The 15,446-nt window shown below is 36.7% G+C and carries 14 protein-coding genes and 2 riboswitches; of the genes, 3 read left to right on the top strand and 11 right to left on the bottom strand.

The features are described from left to right. Window positions 1-297: 297 nt before the first annotated feature. From ampS to groES, 6 genes are all read right to left on the bottom strand, one after another. On the bottom strand, window positions 298-1,803 hold the full coding sequence (gene ampS, locus BAU28_RS08260; RefSeq protein ID WP_071718304.1) for an aminopeptidase AmpS: 1,506 nt from the start codon (window positions 1,801-1,803) through the stop codon (window positions 298-300). Further along, window positions 1,787-2,488, bottom strand: a complete 702-nt coding sequence (locus BAU28_RS08255; protein ID WP_071718303.1) for a response regulator transcription factor — start codon at window positions 2,486-2,488, stop codon at window positions 1,787-1,789. Before BAU28_RS08255 ends, ampS begins: the two co-directional genes overlap by 17 nt. 144 nt (window positions 2,489-2,632) lie before the next feature. Further along, complete coding sequence (locus tag BAU28_RS08250) at window positions 2,633-3,958, bottom strand: NCS2 family permease (RefSeq protein ID WP_048376011.1); 1,326 nt, start codon at window positions 3,956-3,958, stop codon at window positions 2,633-2,635. 128 nt (window positions 3,959-4,086) lie between these two features. Next, a riboswitch (purine riboswitch) is annotated at window positions 4,087-4,188 on the bottom strand. A 154-nt stretch (window positions 4,189-4,342) separates the two neighbouring features. Further along, complete coding sequence (gene guaA / locus BAU28_RS08245) at window positions 4,343-5,881, bottom strand: glutamine-hydrolyzing GMP synthase (RefSeq protein WP_000743914.1); 1,539 nt, start codon at window positions 5,879-5,881, stop codon at window positions 4,343-4,345. Window positions 5,882-6,045: 164 nt separating this feature from the next. After that, window positions 6,046-6,147: riboswitch (purine riboswitch) on the bottom strand. 139 nt (window positions 6,148-6,286) lie between these two features. Continuing rightward, complete coding sequence (gene groL / locus BAU28_RS08240; RefSeq protein WP_048375983.1) at window positions 6,287-7,921, bottom strand: chaperonin GroEL; 1,635 nt, start codon at window positions 7,919-7,921, stop codon at window positions 6,287-6,289. 36 nt (window positions 7,922-7,957) lie between these two features. Then, window positions 7,958-8,242: a co-chaperone GroES gene (gene groES / locus BAU28_RS08235; RefSeq protein WP_000917305.1), complete on the bottom strand. Its 285-nt coding sequence runs from the start codon at window positions 8,240-8,242 to the stop codon at window positions 7,958-7,960. Window positions 8,243-8,647: 405 nt separating this feature from the next. Here groES and BAU28_RS08230 point away from each other — a divergent pair, with 405 nt between their 5' ends. Then, window positions 8,648-9,397 (top strand): CPBP family intramembrane glutamic endopeptidase, encoded by a 750-nt coding sequence (locus BAU28_RS08230; RefSeq protein ID WP_071718302.1) that lies wholly within the window; start codon window positions 8,648-8,650, stop codon window positions 9,395-9,397. After that, entirely contained in the window at window positions 9,394-9,585 is a 192-nt protein-coding gene (locus tag BAU28_RS08225; protein ID WP_048375976.1) for a YdiK family protein, read from the top strand. The genes BAU28_RS08230 and BAU28_RS08225 overlap by 4 nt, the downstream gene beginning before the upstream one ends. A 29-nt stretch (window positions 9,586-9,614) precedes the next feature. On the opposite strand, the gene BAU28_RS08220 is transcribed toward BAU28_RS08225, so the two are convergent. Beyond that, the gene (locus BAU28_RS08220) at window positions 9,615-10,244 is read right to left on the bottom strand and encodes a redox-sensing transcriptional repressor Rex (protein ID WP_002174584.1); all 630 of its coding nucleotides are present in this window, start codon (window positions 10,242-10,244) and stop codon (window positions 9,615-9,617) included. 187 nt (window positions 10,245-10,431) lie between these two features. Between BAU28_RS08220 and BAU28_RS08215 the strand changes: the two genes are divergently transcribed. Continuing rightward, window positions 10,432-12,357 carry an ABC-F family ATP-binding cassette domain-containing protein gene (locus BAU28_RS08215; protein WP_208610962.1) on the top strand — a complete coding sequence of 642 codons (1,926 nt, stop codon included), beginning with the start codon at window positions 10,432-10,434 and terminating at the stop codon, window positions 12,355-12,357. 266 nt (window positions 12,358-12,623) lie between these two features. On the opposite strand, the gene tsaD is transcribed toward BAU28_RS08215, so the two are convergent. The 4 genes from tsaD to tsaE are packed head-to-tail and all read right to left on the bottom strand — an operon-like array spanning window position 12,624 to window position 15,243. After that, entirely contained in the window at window positions 12,624-13,640 is a 1,017-nt protein-coding gene (gene tsaD / locus BAU28_RS08210) for a tRNA (adenosine(37)-N6)-threonylcarbamoyltransferase complex transferase subunit TsaD (RefSeq protein ID WP_025149411.1), read from the bottom strand. Further along, window positions 13,640-14,083 carry a ribosomal protein S18-alanine N-acetyltransferase gene (gene rimI, locus BAU28_RS08205; RefSeq protein WP_071718300.1) on the bottom strand — a complete coding sequence of 148 codons (444 nt, stop codon included), beginning with the start codon at window positions 14,081-14,083 and terminating at the stop codon, window positions 13,640-13,642. The genes tsaD and rimI overlap by 1 nt, the downstream gene beginning before the upstream one ends. A gap of 13 nt (window positions 14,084-14,096) precedes the next feature. Continuing rightward, window positions 14,097-14,789 carry a tRNA (adenosine(37)-N6)-threonylcarbamoyltransferase complex dimerization subunit type 1 TsaB gene (gene tsaB, locus BAU28_RS08200; RefSeq protein WP_071718299.1) on the bottom strand — a complete coding sequence of 231 codons (693 nt, stop codon included), beginning with the start codon at window positions 14,787-14,789 and terminating at the stop codon, window positions 14,097-14,099. Beyond that, window positions 14,770-15,243: a tRNA (adenosine(37)-N6)-threonylcarbamoyltransferase complex ATPase subunit type 1 TsaE gene (gene tsaE / locus BAU28_RS08195; RefSeq protein ID WP_002113433.1), complete on the bottom strand. Its 474-nt coding sequence runs from the start codon at window positions 15,241-15,243 to the stop codon at window positions 14,770-14,772. Before tsaE ends, tsaB begins: the two co-directional genes overlap by 20 nt. Between the last annotated feature and the right edge of the window lie 203 nt (window positions 15,244-15,446).

The raw sequence follows: 15,446 nt of genomic DNA, 5'->3' as shown, positions 1-15,446 counted from the left end.
AAAGTTAGTTTGTCTAGCATCTAAAAATAAAAATTGACGTTTCACGTTGTTTGTTTCGTTCAGTTTTCAAAGAACTACTTTGCCGCTCATTTGCGACTTCCTTATGTTAACACTTTCGTTAATTGATGTCAACTAAGTTTTTCATTTCGTTTGTCGCTTTCTGCGTTGTTGCTATCGGCGACTCGTATAATACTACACCTCTAAACTCTAATCGTCAATATGTTTTTCTAAAAAAATATAAAAAGACTTATTTCTTTTAAAATAAGCCTTTTTATCATATGACATTCTATTCATTTATTATTTTTCTATAATTGGTAACGAGACGATAAATTGAATAATACCATCCTCATATTCAGCTCGAATACTACCACCTTGCAATTCAACAATACTTTTCGCAATAGCTAATCCAAGTCCCGATCCTTCTGTTACTCTACTTCGAGATTGATCCTTCTTATAAAAACGTTCAAACAAACTCCCTAACTCTTCTCTCGTAAACTCTTCGCTATGATTCGCAATAACAATTTGTATATCCCTACGCTGCCTTTGCAGTGAAACCTTTATCTCTCCGTCATCTTTACTATACTTAATCGCGTTCATTAGTAAATTATCGAATACACGGACCATCTTTTCCGAATCAATTGTTGCATATGCACGTTCCTCAGGAAATTTCTTAACAAATGTAAGTCCATGCTCTTCCGCCTGTGGTACTAGCTCTTCTATTAATTGCTCAAGCAACTCATTTACACATACTTCTTGTTTTTCTAGCACAACTTGTTCATTTGTTAACTTCGTATACTCAAATAAATCTTCTATTAAATTCTTTAACTGCTCCGACTTTGCAAAAGCAATTCTTGTATACTCATCATGTTGTTCTTTATTTTCATATTTAGAATCTCGAAGTAATCGTAAATAACCCATAATAGAAGTAAGTGGCGTACGTAAATCATGAGATACATTCGTAATAAGCTCGTTTTTCTGCTTTTCTAACTTACGTTCTTTTTCTATATTATTCATAAGCTCTTCTGCCATATTGTTAATATTCTCAGTTAAAGCTGCAATCTCATCTTCACCTTTTTTCTCAATACGGTAAGCTAAGTTCCCCTTTTCTATTTCCTTTACACCTAGTGCCATCGCTTCAATTTGCTTCATCTTTCTCTTTGTTATATAGAAGAAAGAGAAAATGAATACAAGTACACCTATGAAAAATGGAAATGGTCCTTCTTGCGTATCATATATTACTTGACCACCTGGAATCCCACTAACAAACATGTATAAATTCTTTCCTTCAATTGTAATAGGTGAAAAAGCTATAAATTCTTTTCTCGTATTTTCAAATACATTTCGACCATTTGAATAGTTGATCGCAAATGATGCTGCATTACGAATCGTATTATGCAAATCGATTTGCTCTTCTTGCGCCTGCTTCGTTTTATATAAAACTTTACCACTCTCATCCGTAACCAATATTTTTAAAGCTCTATTTCCTCGCTCTAAATTTTGATTCTCCATTTCGATCATATTGGATATAGCTTCTAATTTATTTTCATGAACCGAACTATTTGCCACCCTTTGAGCTTGTTGATTAATATCCTCCATACCAGCCCGATAATCGATGGTCGCTTGACGATTTGCATTCTCAAAAAATGGTGCAGCTCCCTTTGCAAAAAAAACTCCTAATAATGCACAAGCAGCAAAAGTAGTAATCAATTGAATTCGTATACTCTTCCGCACACTCTTCACTAATTTCTCAATTAACTTTCTAGCTTTCCTAATATAAGTAAATGGATTAAATATCTTTTTCAATCTTATACCCCACTCCCCACACTGTTTTTATATATCTAGGTTTTCTCGGGTTCTCCTCAATCTTTTCACGCACTTTCCGAATATGCACCATTACAGTATTATCAGACTGGAAAGATCTTTCGTTCCAAACCTTTTCATAAATTTGTTCCGCGCTAAAGACCATACCCGGGTTACGAGCTAGTAATTCTAAAATTGAAAATTCCCTCGGGGTCAGTTTCACTTCTTCACTATCCACAATAACTTTATGGGTTGAAATGTTTATTTTCATCTCTCCAATTTCTAACTCGTCCTCATTTTGAATAGCAAAACCATTCATCTTCATATAACGACGTAACTGAGATTTAATTCTTGCGATTAACTCTAACGGATTAAATGGTTTCGTTACGTAATCATCTGCACCTGTTGTTAATCCTAAAATTTTATCCATATCTTGCGTTTTCGCCGAAAGCATAATAATCGGCATTTCTTTCGATTCTCTTACTTTCATACACATATGAATACCATCTACTTTTGGCATCATAATATCCAATACAACTAGATGTACTTCATTTTCTTCTAGTAAACGCAATCCTTCTTCTCCGTCTCCTGCTTGTAGTACTTTATATCCTTCATTCTTTAAATAGATTGTAATTAAATTCCGAATTTCTTTTTCATCATCTACGACAAGTATTGTTTCGTGTGCCACAATATCTCCCCCATCACTTTTTTAATCCCTAACTTCTATTATAGGAAAACTTCTGAAGAAAAACGCTCGGAAATCCTTAAGATTTTCTGAAGACGCAAAAAAGGTCTAGACTCCCCTTAAGTCTAGACCTTTGAAAAACCCCTTCTATTTACGAACGTAGATGAAATATAGTACGAATAAAACTCCCATAACATACATAATTGGATGAACTTCTTTACGACGACCACTCACAACCATTGTAATTGGATAGAAGATAAATCCAATCGCAATCCCTGTCGCGATACTATACGTAAGTGGCATTGAAATGATAGTAAAGAATGCTGGTACTGCAATCTCGAATTTCTTCCAGTCAATTTCTCCTAAAGAAGAAACCATTAAAATCCCGACAATAATTAAAGCTGGTGCCGTTACAGCTGGCGTTACAACACTTAGTAATGGCGAGAAGAATAGTGCTAGCAAGAAGAACCCTGCTGTTACAACTGCTGTAAATCCAGAACGCCCACCTGCCGCTACCCCTGCAGAAGATTCAATATAAGACGTTGTTGTTGATGTACCTAGAATTGCACCAATTACAGTTGCGATCGCATCTGCAAATAACGCTTTTCCTGCACGTGGTAATTTATTGTTCTTCATTAATCCTGCTTGATTCGCAACCGCCATAAGCGTACCTGCTGTATCAAAGAAATCGATAAAGAAGAACGTTATAATAACAATCCCCATTTGAACAGTGAAAATGTCTCCAAAGTGAGTTAACGCTACCCCGAACGTTGGTTCTAGACTCGGTATTGCTCCCACTACAGCTTTCGGTGTATCAATTAATCCAGTTGCTACTCCTAAGATTGCTGTAAGGATCATACCGTAGAAAACTGCACCATTTATTTTCTTAATCATGAAAATGATTGTAGTAACAACTCCAAAAATCGCTAGTAACGTTGTGCCCTTTGTTAAATCCCCCAATCCAACAAGAACAGCATCATTTTTTACGATAATTCCGGCATTTTGAAATCCAAGGAAGGCAATGAATAATCCGATACCTGCTGCTACCGCAAATTTTAACTCTGCTGGAATAGCATTAATGATTTTTTCACGAATACCTGAAGCAGTAAGAATAATAAAGATAATACCTGACATTAATGTTCCAGCAATTGCTGTTTGCCATGGAATACCCATCGTTAACACTGCTGTATAAGCAAAGAACGCGTTAATTCCCATACCTGGTGCTAAAGCAATTGGATACTTTGCGAAAATACCCATAATTAACGAACCAATCGCTGCTGCTAATGCTGTAGCAACGAATACTGCACCTGGATCCATCCCTGTACCTGCTGGTAACCCTTTAACATTTCCAAGTGACAGCGTAGCAGGATTGACAAATAGTACGTAAGCCATAGATAGAAATGTCGTTAACCCTGCTATGAACTCAGTCTTATAATTCGTACCGAGCTCATCAAACTGAAAATAGCGTTTCATCCTACGTTTCCCCCGTTATATGATTACTCGCCGCATTTCACCCTAGCCCTCTTTTATCTATAAAAATAAAAAAGGCTTCCATTGCATATACATGGAAGCGTTCTATAAACAAAGACAAGTTTCCCCTCATCTTTATAAAAACGCCTCGTAGTCAAGCCATTTACGGTAGCTAGGTAGAAACTTTCGGGCCATATCCCCGATATTATACGACGGCTATAATATTCACTTTTCGCATCAATTACATAATCATATTAACTCGATAAGGTACTTTTGTCAATTTAAAAACGAACGTTTTTATAAACTTTTATATTTTCGTTCGTATTAAGAGTAGAAACAAAAAGATCCATCTATACATAAACGATAGATGGATCTTTTTTTATAATACTATTCCCACTCGATAGTTGCTGGTGGCTTACTCGTTACATCATACACGATACGGTTAACGTGTTTTACTTCGTTTACGATACGTACAGAGATTTTCTCTAATACGTCCCAAGGGATACGTGCCCAGTCAGCTGTCATACCGTCGATAGATGTTACTGCACGGATACCTACTGTGTAATCGTAAGTACGCTCGTCACCCATAACACCTACGCTACGCATACCAGGAAGCGCAGTGAAGTATTGCCAGATTTCGCGGTCTAATCCTGCTTTTATAATTTCTTCACGTAAAATCGCATCAGATTCACGAACGATTTCTAATTTCTCTTCTGTGATTTCACCTAATACACGAATACCAAGTCCTGGACCTGGGAATGGTTGACGCCATACGATTTCATCAGGAATTCCTAGTTCTGATCCTAATACGCGTACTTCATCTTTAAATAAAGTGTTTAAAGGCTCAATTAATTTGAACTGCATGTCTTCTGGAAGTCCACCAACGTTATGGTGAGATTTAATTGTTTGTGCAGTTGCTGTACCACTTTCAACGATGTCTGTGTAAAGTGTACCTTGCGCTAAGAAGTCCATACCTTGTAATTTAGAAGCTTCATCATCAAATACGTAAATGAATTCGTTACCGATAATTTTACGTTTTTGTTCTGGATCTTCTACACCTTTTAACTTGTTCATGAAGCGTTCTTGTGCATCCACTTTAATAACGTTCATATGGAAGCCTTCGCTAAATGTTTTCATAACGCCTTCTGCTTCACCTTTACGAAGTAAGCCGTGGTCAACGAAAATACATGTTAATTGGTCACCGATTGCTTTATGAATTAATACTGCTACAACAGAAGAGTCTACACCGCCACTAAGTGCGCATAGTACTTTTTTGTCTCCAACAGTTTCACGGATCTTCTCTAATTCTACTTCGATAAAGTTCTCCATGTTCCATCCTTCAGAACAACCACATACGCCGAATACGAAGTTTTTAATTAAATCGTTACCGTGCTCAGAGTGACGTACTTCTGGGTGGAATTGTACACCGTATAAGTTTTTCTCTTCATTGCTCATACCAGCAATTGGACAAGACTCACTTGTTGCATCTACTACGAATCCTTCAGGTAAACCAGTTACTAAGTCACCATGACTCATCCATACAACTTGCTCTTCTGGAAGGTTCGCATATAATTTTGATTCGTTCTCTACTTTAAGAACAGCTTTTCCGTACTCACGGTGGTTTGCACGCTCTACTTTACCACCGAAGTGTTGTGTCATAAGTTGCATACCGTAACAAATACCGAAAATCGGTAATCCTAGTTCAAAGATTTTTTCATCACAATGTAATGCACCTTCACCGTATACACTGTTTGGTCCACCAGAGAAAATAATCCCTTTTGGATTCATTGCTTTAATTTCTTCTGCAGTAATTGTATGTGGATGAAGTTCACTGTATACACCGAACTCACGAATTCGACGTGCTATTAACTGATTGTACTGACTCCCAAAATCTAAAACGATAATTGTATCGTGCTGTTTCTTCAAAATAATCACCCCAACGTTAGTTCTCGTATATAAATATTTTCACCAATTTGGCGAAAAGCATTACCAATATAATAAAAAAAGCCAGTCCTCCGCCTCTAGTCTCATAACAAAGAAAAGGCAGGGGTCTGGCTTTATAAAGAAAGATAGTCTCCGCTCTTTATAAATATAAGACACACTGCCTTCATAGTCAGGTTGTTTGCGGTAACCCGGTAGAGACTCTCAAACCATATCATTGAGGATATATGAAGGATCGTTTTATATTATCTTCCTAGATTCTAACAATGAAGTATCAATATGGTCAAGAGAGAAAGCGACAAAATTCTACAGAAATTATTTTCCTTTTCTCAAAAACACAAAAAAACATCCACTTCTATATAGAAGTGGATGTTTTTCGAGCGAACGGAATTACATCATTCCGCCCATACCACCCATGCCCATGCCGCCCATGTCAGGCATTGCTGGTGCATTTGGTTCTGGCTTGTCAGCAACTACAGCTTCAGTTGTTAAGAACATAGCTGCAACAGATGCTGCGTTTTGAAGTGCAGAACGAGTTACTTTTGCTGGGTCTACGATACCAGTCTCAAGCATGTTTACCCATTCGCCAGTAGCTGCGTTGAAACCAACGCCTACTTTTTCGCCTTTTAGACGCTCTACAACTACAGATCCTTCTAGACCAGCGTTGATTGCGATTTGACGAACTGGCTCTTCTAGTGCACGAAGTACGATGTTGATACCTGTTGCTTCGTCGCCTTCAGCTACGATAGAAGCTACTTTCGTGTATACATTCATAAGTGACGTACCACCACCTGCAACGATACCTTCTTCTACTGCTGCACGAGTTGAGTTAAGTGCATCTTCAATACGAAGTTTGCGCTCTTTTAACTCAGTTTCAGTTGCCGCACCTACTTTAATTACCGCTACGCCACCTGCAAGTTTTGCAAGACGCTCTTGTAATTTTTCACGATCGAATTCAGAAGTTGTTTCTTCTAATTGCGCACGGATTTGACCGATACGAGCTTCGATTTGTTGTGCATTTCCAATACCTTCAACTACAGTTGTGTTTTCTTTCGTTACAACAATTTTACCAGCGCGTCCTAAAGATGCAACTGTAGCAGATTTTAAGTCACGTCCTAATTCTTCAGTGATTACTTCGCCACCAGTTAAGATTGCGATATCTTCTAGCATTGCTTTACGACGGTCACCAAATCCAGGAGCTTTAACAGCTACTACATTGAATGTACCACGAAGTTTGTTCACTACTAATGTAGCCAATGCTTCACCTTCTACATCTTCAGCAATGATAAGAAGTGGTTTACCTTGTTGTACCACTTGCTCTAATACTGGTAAGATTTCTTGGATGTTAGAAATCTTCTTATCAGTAATTAAGATGTATGGGTTATCAAGAACTGCTTCCATTTTGTCAGAATCAGTAATCATGTAAGGAGATGCATATCCACGATCAAATTGCATACCTTCTACTACGTCTAATTCTGTTGTGAATCCTTTAGATTCTTCTAAAGTAATAACGCCGTCGTTACCAACGCGCTCCATTGCTTCAGCGATTAATTGACCTACTTCTTCGTCAGCAGCAGAAATAGCAGCTACTTGTGCGATTGAAGATTTACCTTCGATTGGTTTAGAAATCGTTTTTAATTCTTCAATTGCAACAGTAACAGCTTTTTCGATACCTTTACGAAGACCCATTGGGTTAGCACCAGCTGTTACGTTTTTTAAACCTTCACGAATCATAGCTTGCGCCAATACAGTTGCAGTTGTCGTTCCATCACCAGCTACGTCATTTGTTTTACTAGCAACTTCTGCTACTAATTTCGCACCCATGTTTTCGAATGCATCTTCTAATTCGATTTCTTTTGCAATTGTTACACCATCATTTGTAATAAGTGGTGAACCGAATTTTTTCTCAAGTACAACGTTACGACCTTTTGGTCCAAGTGTTACTTTTACTGCGTTTGCAAGAGTGTCGACACCGCGAAGCATCGAACGACGTGCTTCTTCACTAAATTTAATATCTTTTGCCATAATAATTGACCCCCTTGAATTTTTAAATGTATATAATTAACCAATAATTGCTAAAATGTCACTTTCACGTAAAATCAAGTAGTCTGTACCTTCGTATTTCACTTCAGTACCTGCATATTTTGAGAAGATGATAAGATCACCTGCTGCTACCTCTAAAGCAACACGCTCACCATTTTCAAGCACTCGACCAGTACCTACTGCAATAACTTTACCCTCTTGTGGTTTTTCTTTTGCAGTGTCTGGTAATACAATACCACTTGCTGTTTTTTCTTCTGCTTGAACAAGTTCAATTACAACGCGATCACCTAATGGCTTTAGCATGAACAATAACCTCCTCATTTTGTTATGTAAATTTTATTTATTAGCACTCAACTCTCCCGAGTGCTAACACACTTATAATAATAAATAATCTCAATTTCTTTTGCAAGTAAAAAAATCATAATTTTTTCGCAAATTACTATATAAACGTTTCTATATAGAATTGTTGTTTCTTCTACTACCTTTACTATATGAATCGTTGTTTCCACTTCTCGTATGTTACAATATGAAAGACACCCTAAGTTGTTTTCGCTACACGTACAACTTTTTCCTGTCTCCTATTTCATTTTTAAATACAGATTTACAAAAAAATCATAATATGATTGAACGTTTATATCACAGATAGGATATTTACATGTTATCCTACCTTATCTCATACACTAGAGTTAGAAAGGATGGTTAAGCCATTTGAAGAAACAATATTGGTGGATTATCGTTACATACATTTTAATGCAATTATCTGGGATTGTTGGATTACCACTTCTCCTAAAAACAGGCCTCTATGATAATAGAGAATTTACCATTGAGGAAAAAGGTCAAATCATAACTGGCCATTGGGCAATCATTAGCTTCTTTATTGCATTATGTATCGTACTTTGGTTACTTAAAACAGATATTCGTGACCGGCATTTAGATAAAATGCGCTCTTCTGCTCCAGCTACAATTGGATGGATTATTATCGGGTTCTTCTTAGCACTGTTCTCACAAAGTATTGCCGGTATGATTGAAATGCGTTTATTAGGGATTACACCTGGATCTGAGAATACAGCAAGGCTTATGGACATCGCAAGAACGACACCTTGGTTCCTTATTGTTATATCTATAATAGGGCCTATTTTAGAAGAAATCGTATTTAGAAAAATTTTATTTGGCACACTTTATAAGAAGTTTAACTTCTTTATTGCAGCTATCATTAGTTCGCTTGTATTCGCGGCGATTCATTTTGATTTTACTCACTTATTGGTATACACTTCTATGGGGCTCGTATTCGCCTTTTTATACGTAAAAACGAAACGAATTATCGTTCCTATTGCAGCTCATGTTGCAATGAATACATTAGTTGCAGTCGCTCAAGTTGTAGTAAGTAATGAGCAAATTCAAGAAATGATTAAAGAGGCTGAAAAAATGCAAGGCTTTATCGGAGGATTTTTAATATGAGAAACTCACCATTGTTCATGGCTGCATTGTACTTCCTTCTTGGATGTGTCTTCACACGCTTCGCCATTACGAACGTGACAGATACAATCTGGAATATGTGGACAATACTATTTGCAGTTATGGCAACAATTGATTTTAATTTGTCACTTCGCCTTATCTTAGTCAAATTCACAAAGAAAAAACAATAATAAAACGCAGAGGTTGTCTCCTCTGCGTTTTATTGTGGATAATTTTTCAAAAAGTAAACAAGCGTTTGTAACTCTACAGCTAAATCAATATGATGAATTCTTATATTCTCTGACACATTTAATCGTGCTGGCGTGAAATTTAAAATACCATGCACGTTCGTTTCTGCCAATCTATCTGCCACAGCCTGCGCTACTGTAGCGGGTACCGTTAATATTGCCACTTGTATATCAGTTGATAAACGCTCTTCTAATTCATCTAAATGATATACAGGAATTCCTCCGATTTCTGTTCCAACTTTCTCTTCACTAACGTCAAATGCCATTTCAATTTTTGTATTATTGTTTTTCGTGAAATTATAATGTAAGAAAGCGGTCCCTAAATTACCTACTCCAATAAGCGCTACACGTGTTATATCATCTTGGTCGAGTGTTTCACGGAAAAATGATAATAAATAATTCACGTTATATCCATACCCTTTTTTCCCTAACGCTCCAAAGTATGAGAAATCTCTTCGAATAGTTGCGGAATCAACCTTTACCGCTTCACTCAATTCGGCTGATGAAACACGTTGCTTACCAGAAAGAGATAAGTTTTGGATAAATCGATAGTATAGAGGCAATCGTTTAGCAGTGGCCTGTGGAATTTTCTGCTGATCCATATAACCTCTCCTCTCTTCCTATCTTTATTCATATACTCGAATCAAATTCAGAAGTTTAGCACTCATGAATTTCCTTGTATAATAAAGAGAAGAAGTATTCTCTCTTTATTTTAAACTATACACTATTTTTAGTATGATTGAGAAATATAAACATGGCAAAGTTAAGAAATTATTTGAGGTGAAAACATTGATTTTATTACAAGTGAATGGACTTTCGAAATTATACGGTGCAGAAACAATTCTCGCAAACATAAAATTGGAAGTACAAACAAAAGATCGTATCGCATTAGTCGGCCGAAATGGGGCCGGGAAATCTACATTATTAAAAATAATTGCCGGAGAGTTATCTCATGATGGTGGTGAAATTATAAAGCCGAAAGATGTCTCAATTGGGTATTTAGCTCAAAATACCGGATTAGAAACATCTTTAACAATTTGGGATGAAATGTTAACCGTCTTTACACATCTACAGCAAATGGAGACAAAACTTCGAAGGCTAGAGCAAGAGATGGGAAAAGAAGAAAACTTTTCAAATGCGGCTGCATATGAGAGATTATTAGCTGATTATGACCAATTACAATTAGATTATAAAGATCAAGGTGGTTATCAGTACGAAGCGGATATCCGCTCAATTTTAAGTGGTCTTGGCTTCCCAGTTGAAACGCACCAGACGACAATTTCTACATTAAGTGGTGGACAAAAAACACGCTTAGCTCTTGGGAAATTATTATTAACTAAACCAGACTTACTTATTTTAGACGAGCCTACAAACCATTTGGACATTGAAACACTAACGTGGCTTGAACAATATTTACAAGGTTATCCTGGTGCGATTTTAATCGTTTCCCATGATCGCTATTTCTTAGATAAACTCGTTACACAAGTATACGAAATTTCTAATAAGGAAAGCAGACGATTTGTTGGTAACTACAGTAAATATTTAGACTTAAAATCAGCATTATATGAGCAAGAGATGAAACGTTATGAAAAACAACAAGATGAAATCGCTAAACTTGAAGACTTTGTTCAAAAAAATATCGCTCGTGCATCTACGACGAAACGCGCTCAAAGTCGCCGTAAACAATTAGACAGAATGGAATTATTAACTAGACCATTAGGTGATTCTAAATCAGCCTCCTTCCACTTCGATATTGAAAAACAAAGTGGAAATGATGTTTTGCAAGTAAAAGATGCAACTATTGGCTATGACGAGGAACCGATTATTGAACATGTAAATATGCGCTTAACTCGCGGTGACAGTGTTGCATTAGTTGGACCGAACGGAATTGGAAAATCCACATTATTAAAATCCATTGTGAGTAAGTTACAGCTATTACACGGAGACGTTGCTTTCGGATCAAATGTATCTGTTGGTTATTATGATCAAGAGCAAGCCAACTTAACATCTTCTAAGCGAGTTTTAAATGAACTATGGGATGAATATCCCCTGCAACCCGAAAAAGAAATTCGCACTATACTAGGCAACTTTTTATTTACAGGGGATGATGTATTAAAACCAGTATCTTCTCTTAGTGGTGGACAAAAGGCTCGATTAGCTCTTGCAAAACTCATGATGCAAAAATCAAATTTATTAATTCTCGATGAGCCAACGAACCATCTTGATTTAAATAGTAAAGAAATTTTGGAGAATGCTTTAATTGATTATCCAGGTACTCTTCTATTCGTCTCACATGACCGCTACTTTATTAATCGCGTAACGACAACCGTTGTTGAGTTATCAACAGAAGGTGCACAAGAATATTTAGGTGATTACGATTACTACGTTGAAAAGAAAAATGAAATGATTGAGCGTGCAGAATTTGAACAGCAAGAAGATGAAGTACCTGTTCAAAAAGTAGTTGCACAAGAAAAATTAAATTATCTCGAAGAAAAAGAACGTAAAAAGTTAGAGCGTCAACGTACTCGAAAAATTGAAGAACTAGAACAAAATATCTTAGGCTTAGAAGAAGAAATTGCTACATTAGAAGATCAGCTTTGCTTACCAGAAATATATGCAGATTATGAAAAGGCTAGTGAAATTACAACTAAAAAGCACACACTACAAGAACAACTTGAAGCTTGTATAGCAGAATGGGAAGAACTACATTTATAAAATAGCTCTAACAAGGTAACTTAATTGACTAAAGTTACCTTGTTTTTTATTTCCCAAAAAAGAATATATTTAAAGGTCAGACTTCACCTCATTTATCCACAAGTTTATGCACATATCCACCTTTATAATATAAACCCCAAAATAACTTTTCCACATTATCCACAACCACACGAAAAGTTATACACATTTTATGTACACAAAAAAACCCGTATTATCAACAGATAATACGGGTTTTATCCACAAGCTGTGGTTAATTTTGTGCATAACTATGCTTCAATATCTAATCCTGGATTTGCATTTAAAGCTAATGTCGCGCGTTTTCCTTGTTCGTATGCAATTGTACCTGCAGCCGCAATCATCGCTGCATTATCTGTGCATAAAGATAGAGGCGGAATAATTAGCTCAATATTTTCTTTTTGTGCAAATTCTGCCTCTAAACGTGCACGAAGCCCTTTATTAGCAGCTACTCCACCAGCAAGAAGCACTTGCTTTACATTATAAGCATCTGCTGCACGAGACGCTTTCGTTACAAGTACATCTATTACGCTCTCTTGGAAACTTGCTGCTAAATCTTCCGGTGCAATTTCTATACCGCGTTGTTTTGCGTTATGCACAGTGTTGATAACTGCTGATTTTAATCCACTAAAGCTGAAATCATACGAATCAGGTTCCAGCCACGCACGAGGCAAATCAATTGTTGGTTTTCCTTCATGCGCAAGGCGATCAATATGAGGACCACCTGGATAAGGCATTGATAATGTACGGGCCACTTTATCGTAAGCTTCTCCCGCTGCATCATCTCGCGTTTCACCAATCACTTCAAATGAACCATGTTCTTTCATATAAACAAGCTCTGTATGCCCACCAGACACAACAAGTGATAGTAACGGGAATTGCACTTCTTTTACTAAACGGTTCGCATAAATATGGCCAGCGATATGATGAACACCAACTAGAGGAATATCATGAGCAAAGGCCACTGCTTTTGCTGCATTTACACCTATTAAAAGCGCACCAACCAAACCTGGCCCTTCCGTTACAGCAATTGCATCAATATCCTCAAAAGTGATGTTCGCTTCTTTTAAAGCTTCTTCTAACACAACTGTAATTTCTTCTACATGATGACGGGATGCAATCTCTGGTACAACTCCGCCAAAACGCTTATGACTTTCAATTTGTGATGCAACGACGTTCGCAATGATTTCCGTTCCATTTTTAACAACCGCTACCGCTGTCTCATCACAGCTTGTTTCAATACCAAGTATAATCGTATTTTTTTCCATTATATATTCACCCACATTACAAGACCATCTTCCTGATTGTCTGCATAGTATCGTTTACGAATCCCACCATTTTGAAATCCGTATTTCCTGTATAACTGCTTTGCTACTTCATTTGACACGCGTACTTCAAGAGTCATTGTTTTTACTCCTAATCCTTTCGCTTCAGAAATGACTTCTTTCAATAAGGCATCTCCTAGCTTTTGACCTCTGTATTCTGGCAGGATAGCTATATTTGTTATATGTGATTCATCAAGAATTATCCACAATCCACAATATCCAATTACGAGACCATCTTTTTCTAACACAACATAATGTGCATGTTCATTCGTCTCTAATTCACGGTGAAAGGCATCTGCAGTCCAAGGAGTTGAAAAAGATGCTTCTTCAATAGCTACAATTTGAGCAATATCATCGAGTGCCATCTTTCTAAATATCATATCCATTTTCTATAGACCCCTAATTCTTTTGACTTTCTAACCATTTTGTTTCAGCTTCAGCTAAACGAAGGTAACTAGGAACAAACGTATGCACATCCTGCTCTTCTTTTTGTAATCCTAAGAATGCTAACTCACTTGGTCTTGGGTTATTCTTAGTAAATGGAGCAAATACAGCTTGATCACCTAAATGTTCTACAATTGTTTCTTTATGCAATTTAACATCGTTACCAATAAATAGAACAGGTTGCCCTTTATCTTTTAACATTTGCAACCAATCAACAATAAGAACAATTCGGTCTTCTTCTATAGAAGTTAACTTCTCTCCTTCATATGTATATAACCCAGTATAAATTTGCCCACGTCGTCCATCGAATAAAGGACAGATTAATCCATTAAAATTAATACCGTTTGCAGCCACTACTTCTAAACTTGATACACCTACAATCGGTATTTGAAGTGACCAAGCTAATGTTTTTGCAGCTGTTACCCCTATACGAACACCTGTATATGATCCTGGTCCAGCTGCTACAACGATTTTAGTCAATTCTTTCGGTTTTACACCACATTCTTTTAATAGTTGTTCTACAGCTGGCATAAGGCGTACAGAATGGTTTTTTGTTAAATTTGTAATGATTTCCCCAATCACGTTGTCTTCCTCAATAAGGGATACGCCCATTACGTAATTTGAAGTATCAATTGCTAGTACTTTCATCTTGTAATAGCTCCTCACATAATCTAATATAGCGATTTCCAATTGGCTCGAGTACAATTTTCCTTGTATCGTCTCCAGCATGGAATAAGCTAATTTGTAACTTCTCATTTGGTAAATATGCTTCTATTAAATGAGCCCATTCTACTACTGTAATCCCTTCACCATAGAAATACTCATCAAATCCTAAATCTTCCTCACTTTCCGCTAAACGATACACGTCCATATGATATAGCGGTAATCTTCCTTTATATTCTTTAATAATATTGAAGGTAGGACTATTTACGACTCTTTTCACTCCAAGACCTTTTGCTAATCCTTTTGTAAAAGTCGTCTTGCCAGCTCCAAGATCACCTTCTAAAATAATTACATCTTGTGCCTTTACAAGTCCCCCTAATTTTTCTGATAATCTCTGGGTTTCTTCGGAAGATTTTGTTGTTATTTCATATTTGCTCACAGACTTCACCTACTTTACTCACAATGTTCTCTGCTCTTTATTATACAGGTTTTGAATATATAAAAAAGTCCTTAGGAGTTTTCCTAAGGATAGTTTGACTGTCTTTATTAGTTTTGTTAAAACAAATAAAAAAATACGAAACAACTTGTTTCGTTCTTTTCTTTATATAAAATGGCGGTCCCGACCGGGGTCGAACCGGCGAT

The organism is Bacillus paramycoides (assembly GCF_001884235.1).
Classification (GTDB): Bacteria; Bacillota; Bacilli; order Bacillales; family Bacillaceae_G; genus Bacillus_A; species Bacillus_A paramycoides.
Note: the sequence above shows the minus strand (reverse complement) of the source record. Positions and strands in the feature narration are given on the sequence as shown.

What these genes read in the sequence shown, in the direction of transcription:
- BAU28_RS08225 (WP_048375976.1), top strand. Translation starts at nt 9,394, where the DNA reads ATGAGAAACTCACCATTGTTCATGGCTGCATTGTACTTCCTTCTTGGA.
- groES (WP_000917305.1), bottom strand. Translation starts at nt 8,242, where the DNA reads ATGCTAAAGCCATTAGGTGATCGCGTTGTAATTGAACTTGTTCAAGCA.
- BAU28_RS08220 (WP_002174584.1), bottom strand. Translation starts at nt 10,244, where the DNA reads ATGGATCAGCAGAAAATTCCACAGGCCACTGCTAAACGATTGCCTCTA.
- tsaD (WP_025149411.1), bottom strand. Translation starts at nt 13,640, where the DNA reads ATGGAAAAAAATACGATTATACTTGGTATTGAAACAAGCTGTGATGAG.
- BAU28_RS08250 (WP_048376011.1), bottom strand. Translation starts at nt 3,958, where the DNA reads ATGAAACGCTATTTTCAGTTTGATGAGCTCGGTACGAATTATAAGACT.
- tsaB (WP_071718299.1), bottom strand. Translation starts at nt 14,789, where the DNA reads ATGAAAGTACTAGCAATTGATACTTCAAATTACGTAATGGGCGTATCC.
- groL (WP_048375983.1), bottom strand. Translation starts at nt 7,921, where the DNA reads ATGGCAAAAGATATTAAATTTAGTGAAGAAGCACGTCGTTCGATGCTT.
- rimI (WP_071718300.1), bottom strand. Translation starts at nt 14,083, where the DNA reads ATGGATATGATATTTAGAAAGATGGCACTCGATGATATTGCTCAAATT.